The sequence below is a fragment of the Streptomyces boncukensis genome, assembly GCF_011045075.1.
GTDB classification, from domain to species: domain Bacteria; phylum Actinomycetota; class Actinomycetes; order Streptomycetales; family Streptomycetaceae; genus Streptomyces; species Streptomyces boncukensis.
Genome location: NZ_JAAKZZ010000461.1, coordinates 1 through 5,864 on the forward strand (window position 1 = coordinate 1; position 5,864 = coordinate 5,864).

Below are 5,864 nucleotides of genomic sequence, written 5' to 3' on the forward strand. Positions count from 1 at the left end.
GATCGCCCTCGACCACGTCGAAGGACTCGACGACGAGACGGTGTGGAAGCTGATGCGGGGCAACGCCATCCGCATGCTCGACCTCGACCTGGACCGCACCCCGGAGCAGTACCGGGCGCGCACCCGCTGACGCACGGCCGAGCGACCGCAGGGAGCCGCGTATGGAACTCGGGGACACGGCGGAGGAAGCGGAGTTCCGGCACGCCCTGCGCGCCTGGCTGGCCGGGGCACTGCCCGCGCTGCCGCCCGCGCCGGACCCGGAGGACTGGCCCGCCCGCCGCGCGTACGACATGGAGTGGCAGCGCGCCCTGTACGACGCCGGATACGCGGGGCTGCACTGGCCCCGGGACGCGGGCGGCCAGGGCGCGCCGCCCGGCCGGCACCTGATCTTCCTGGAGGAGACCGAGCGCGCGGGCGCCCCGTATGTGGGCGCGGGCTTCGTCGGGCTGCTGCACGCCGGGCCGACCATCGCGGCCGAGGGAACGGCCGCCCAGCGCGCACGCTGGCTGCCGCCCATCCTGCGCGGCGAGGAGGTGTGGTGCCAGGGCTTCAGCGAGCCGGACGCCGGGTCCGACCTGGCGGCGCTCCGCACCCGCGCCGTCCCGGACGGCAACGGGGACTACGTGGTCACCGGGTCGAAGATCTGGACCTCGCACGCCCAGGTCGCCGACTGGTGCGAACTGCTCGTCCGCACCGATCCGCAGGCCCCCAGGCACCGGGGCATCACCTGGCTGGCGCTCCCGATGGACGCGCCGGGCGTGACCGTACGGCCGCTGCGCACGCTGGCAGGAACGGAGGAGTTCGCCGAGGTCTTCCTGGACGAGGTGCGCGTTCCGGCGGCCAACCGGGTGGGCGCGGAGGACGACGGCTGGCGCGTCACCCTGGTCACGCTCTCCTTCGAGCGCGGGACGGCGTTCGCGGGGGAGGTCGTCGCCTGCCGCCGGCTGCTGCGCGAACTGGCCGCCACGGCGCGGTCCAGCGGCCGCTGGGAGGACGCGGTGCTGCGCCGCCGGCTGGGACGGCTGCACGCCGAGTTCACCGCGCTGTGGCGGCTCGTCCAGTGGAACGTCAGCGAGGCCGGGCACACGGGGCGGCAGCGCTGCACGGGCGCTCCGGGTCCGGGCGCTCCGGGCATGGGTGTTCCGGGTACGGGTGTTCCGGGCGCCGGGGCCTCGGTCTTCAAACTGCGCTACTCGCACGCCCGCCAGGAGCTGTACGACGCGGCGGCCGAGGTGCTCGGCCCGGACGGGGCCCTGGACGCGGCTGCGGACTGGACGGCCGGACGGCTGTCCTCCCTCGCGTACACCATCGCGGCCGGCACCTCGCAGATCCAGCGGAACATCGTCGCCGAGCGCGTGCTCGGCCTGCCGAAGGGACGGTGAACCGGCGTGGACTTCCGGCTCACGGACGACCAGCTGGCGCTGCGCCGGGGCACCCGTGAGCTGCTGGAGGGCCGCACGGGTGGGATGCCGCCCCGCGGCGGTCTGGACCGGGCGCTGTGGCGTGCGCTGGGCGACGCCGGGCTGTTCGCGCTCGCGCTGCCGGAGGCGGAGGGCGGCGTCGGGCTCGGGCTCCCGGAGGCTGTGCTGGTGTTCGAGGAGGCGGGGCGGCTGCTGCTGCCCGGACCGCTGGCGGCGAGCTGGCTGGCGGCCGGGCGGCTGGGGGTGCCGGGCGCGGCGGACGGCACGTCGGTGGTCACGGCGCTGGACGCCGGGGACGGCGTCCCCGTCGAGCATCTGGCGGCCGCGGACCGGTTGCTGGTGCTGGAGGGCGGGGCGGGCGCCCAGGCGCGGCTGGCGCGGCCGGAGGAGCTGTGCGCGGCCCCCGTGCGGTCCGTGGACCCGCTGACCCCGCTGCACCGCGTCAGCGGCCGCACGGGCGCAGCAGCGGTGCCGGGCGCAGCAGCGGTGCCGGGGGCCGACGTGGCGCTGCTGCGGCGGGAGGGGGCGCTGCTCACCGCGGCCCAGCAGCTCGGCAGCGCGGGCCGCACGGTCGAGCTCGCCGTCGCCCACGCACGGGTGCGCGAGCAGTTCGGACAGCCGATCGGCTCCTTCCAGGCGGTCAAGCACCTGTGCGCCGGGATGCTGGAGCGGGTGGAAACAGCCAGAAGTGTGGTTTACGCCGCCGCGCTCACCGAGAACGAGGACGAGACGGCGGCGGCCAAGCTGCTGGCCGACGAGGCCGCCGTACGGGGCGCGCGGGACTGCATCCAGGTGTACGGCGGTCTGGGGTTCACCTGGGAGGCGGACGTCCACCTCCACCTCAAACGGGCCTGGCTGCGTGCCGAACAGTGGCAGAACACTGTGACTTGTGAGGAGAGTTTGGCGGCTGCTATCTAAAGAACCTTTAGATAAATGATGTCCAAATTAGTCCTGTTAATTGGCCGTTGCGTGATTACGCAGCGTTGATATCGACTTGTGGGCAAGGCGCGACCACCCGCAAGCGGGGGCATTCATTCCGCTCGGGTACGCTCCCTCGGGTGCGCGTACCGACCCCTCCCCCCGGCGCGCCGCGTGCTTCCCGCTCCGTGCGGGGTCGTGGCGCACTCTCACCCTTCCGGCCAGCGGCGGGGCGCATGGGGGAGCGGTGCGGGCGGTTGACGCGGGCTCGTTCGACTCGACGCGAACGGCGTCGCACAGTGTGCAGTACGTCTACTCCTTTGCGCCGGAATATGCCTGAAGCGCTTGTTGCGGTCACTATGCGTCAACCATGCTGTTCCTCGCCGAAGTCACAATCCGTGACTTCATGGAGACGCGCGGCGACGTGTCCGCCAGTTCGGATGGTGTGAGCGGTGCAGGTGCTTCAAGAGCAGTTGGAAATCGGTCCCGACCCGACGGAGGTGGGGCGCGCCCGGAGGTGGGCCAGGTCCCGGCTCGCCGGTGCGGGGGTGGACGCGGACGAGTCCCTGGCCGAGACGCTGATTCTGCTGATCTCGGAACTCGTGACCAATGCGGTTGTGCACACAGGTTGTCCGGCTGTGCTGTGTGTGCTGCTGCCGGGCCAGGGGCAGCGGCAGGGCCAGGGCGGCGGGGACTGCGTGCGGGTCGAGGTGGCCGACGCGAGCAGCCGCCCCCCGCGCCCCCGCCAGGCGGAGGGCGAGGACACCTGTGGACGCGGGCTGGAGCTGGTCTGCTGTCTCGCCGACCGCTGGGGCTGGGAGCCCGAGGGGGCCGGCAAGCGGGTCTGGTGCGAACTCGACCGCGGGCCGGGTGGCATGTCCTCCGGCGTGGCGGCCCCCGGGGGCTCGGGAGGCCGGAGCACGTCCGTCCCGGAGGCGCTGGGGCTGGGACTGGGCGCGTTCGGATAACGGTGCGCCGGGGTAAATCGGGCAAAACCTCCAAAGTCCAGACCAGGTGTTGACGTGTCGTATCTGGTTGATCACCCTTGGGTGGAGCGATTCGCCGTGAGGGGACGCCGAGGAGCATGAGGTTCCTCGGCGAGTGCGGGTCGCGGGTCCGGCGTCAGCCTCCCGAGGAGGCAGGGCCTGAGCGCCGGAGCCGGGCGGCGGTCCGCGGTGCCGAGCTCGGGGTGCGCATCGCGCACCGCCGCCCGGGGGAAGCCGGCCAGGCCGTGTGCACCGGCGGGCCGCGAGCCGAGCGCCCCGAAGGGGCTGCTGAAGTCCATCGGCCCCTGCCCGGCACATCCCCCCGACGCGGGCTACAGCACGGCAACCGGCGCCACGGGCGCACCCGTAGCACCGGCGAACGGCTCAGGAGTGGCCGTCAGCAGGAAGGCGTAGCGCTCCTCGCGCGCACACGCCGCGGACAGGGCCTCCAGATTCCAGTTCTGGCCCTGCGGCATTCCCATCTCCACCAGGTCCAGCGCGTGGACGGGGAGCCACAGGCCGTCGGTCTCCGGCGGGAAGATCTCGAACGTCAGGGTGTCGTTGGCGACCGCCGCCACGTCCCGCTCGTGGAACCACTCGGGGGCGCGCAGGGACAGGCCGGGCGACGGGTGCGCGTACGCCTCCCGCTCGCCCGCGAGGCACAGCCGTATCTGCCCGGTGCGCACCAGCACCACGTCGCCCGTGCGCACCCGGGTGCCCGCCAGCCGCTCGGCCGCCGCGAGATCCTCGGGGCCGACCGCGTGCCCGCCCGGCAGCCGCTCCGCGCCCCGCGCCCGCGCCACGTCCAGCAGGACGCCGCGCGAGACGAGGTGGGGGATCTTCTCGAACCCGGTGAAGGCGGCGCCGCCGTGTGCGGTCACGGTGCTGGAGGGGCGGCCGTTGTAGAGGGTGCCCGAGTGGGAGACATGGGCGAGGCCGTCCCAGTGGGTGGCGGCCTGGAGACCCATGGTGACCGCGTCGTCGCTGGTGGCGACGGTGCCGGGGCCGAAGAGCTCACGGTTGATCGCGACCATGGTGTGCAGCGGATTGACCCGGCCGGGGATGGCCCCGGTCTGCACCCCGTCCTGCCGCAGCGGCAGCGCGAGCGGGACGCGGTACCCGGACCGTACCGTCGCGGCGGCGGCGCGCACCACCTCGTCGGTGATCAGGTTGAGCGTGCCGAGCTCGTCGTCCGGTCCCCAGCGGCCCCAGTTGTTCACCCGCTTGGCGATGTCGTGGAACTCCCGGGGCATCGGCATGGCGCCCTCCCGTACGGGCTCTTGTGTTCGGTCGGCGTCTGCTCAAGAATCTAACGGTCCGTCAGAAACCCTGGGAAGGGCCGGAACGCGAATCCGGTCCCCACCCGGCGAAGCCGGGCACCGACCGGGAACAGCCGGAGCAGCGGGAGCAGCAGAAGCGAGAGGGGCGCGGCGTGGGGAACTTCCTGTCAGGCAAGGCCGTCGCCGTCACCGGCGCGGGACGGGGCATCGGACGCGCGGTCGCGCACGCCTGCGCCGCCGAGGGCGCCAGGCTCGTCGTCAACGACTACGGCGTCTCCGTCGACGGCGGCGAGCCGCGAAGCGAGGTCGCCGAGACCGTGGCCAAGGAGATCACGGCGGCGGGCGGCGAGGCCGTGGCCGTGGCGGACGACGTCTCCACGATGGCCGGCGGCCAGCGGGTCGTGGACACGGCGCTCGCCCGCTACGGACGCGTGGACGGCGTGGTGTGCGTCGCCGGAATCCTGCGCGAGCGGATGCTCTTCAATATGACCGAGGACGAGTGGGACCCCGTCGTCGCCACCCATCTCAAGGGCACCTTCACCCTCTTCCGCGCGGCGAGCGCCGTCATGCGGCGCCAGCGGTCCGGCGCCCTGATCGGCTTCACCAGCGGCAACCACCAGGGCTCGGTCTCCCAGGCCAACTACGCCGCGGCCAAGGGCGGGGTCATCTCGCTCGTCCGCAGCGCGGCGCTGGGGCTGCACAAGTACGGCGTCGTCGCCAACGCGGTCGCCCCCGTCGCCCGCACCCGGATGTCCGCGAACGTCCCCATGGAGCTCACGGACATCGGCGAACCGGAGGATGTGGCGCCGCTCGTCGTCTATCTGCTCAGCGACCGCGCCCGGCAGCAGGAGGTCACCGGGCAGGTCTACACCGTCGCCGGGCCCAAGGTGGCCGTCTGGGCGCAGCCCCGCGAGCTCCGCGCCGCCTACGCCGACGGCCGCTGGACGGCCGAGCAGCTGGCCGACGCGCTCCCCGGCACGGTCGGCACGGACCCGATGCCGCTGCTCGGCCGCCTGGCGCGGATGGCCGAGGCGGCGGCGGGCGGAGAGCGCCCCAACGCCTGATCCACACCGAACCCGGACCCCGCCCGACTCCGCGCCCGGACTCCGGGAGCCGAGCGTCAGCCGCGGACCGCGAACAGCCGCAGGGAACAGCAGGGAGGCCGACCATGGACTTCGGCACGACGCCCGAGGACGAGGACTTCCGCGCCGAGGCCCGCGCCTGGCTGGCGGAGCACCTCGGCGAGGAGGGGGCGGGAG

The 5,864-nt window shown here is 73.7% G+C and carries 5 protein-coding genes and 1 pseudogene; 5 read left to right on the forward strand and 1 reads right to left on the reverse strand.

All coding sequences use genetic code 11. The features are described from left to right. From G5C65_RS39670 to G5C65_RS29615, 4 genes and pseudogenes are all read left to right on the forward strand, one after another. Positions 1-130: pseudogene (locus G5C65_RS39670) on the forward strand (amidohydrolase family protein); the annotation flags it as partial. A gap of 31 nt (positions 131-161) precedes the next feature. Continuing rightward, entirely contained in the window at positions 162-1,382 is a 1,221-nt protein-coding gene (locus G5C65_RS29605) for an acyl-CoA dehydrogenase family protein (protein ID WP_165302121.1), read from the forward strand. Positions 1,383-1,388: 6 nt separating this feature from the next. Continuing rightward, on the forward strand, positions 1,389-2,339 hold the full coding sequence (locus G5C65_RS29610; RefSeq protein ID WP_165302122.1) for an acyl-CoA dehydrogenase family protein: 951 nt from the start codon (positions 1,389-1,391) through the stop codon (positions 2,337-2,339). 452 nt (positions 2,340-2,791) lie between these two features. Next, on the forward strand, positions 2,792-3,307 hold the full coding sequence (locus G5C65_RS29615) for an ATP-binding protein (protein ID WP_338146725.1): 516 nt from the start codon (positions 2,792-2,794) through the stop codon (positions 3,305-3,307). 350 nt (positions 3,308-3,657) lie between these two features. Here G5C65_RS29615 and G5C65_RS29620 read toward each other — a convergent pair whose 3' ends face one another. After that, positions 3,658-4,584: a cyclase family protein gene (locus tag G5C65_RS29620; RefSeq protein ID WP_165302123.1), complete on the reverse strand. Its 927-nt coding sequence runs from the start codon at positions 4,582-4,584 to the stop codon at positions 3,658-3,660. A gap of 173 nt (positions 4,585-4,757) precedes the next feature. Between G5C65_RS29620 and G5C65_RS29625 the strand changes: the two genes are divergently transcribed. Beyond that, positions 4,758-5,669, forward strand: coding sequence for an SDR family NAD(P)-dependent oxidoreductase (locus tag G5C65_RS29625; protein ID WP_165302124.1), 912 nt, complete (start codon positions 4,758-4,760; stop codon positions 5,667-5,669). Positions 5,670-5,864 lie beyond the last annotated feature (195 nt).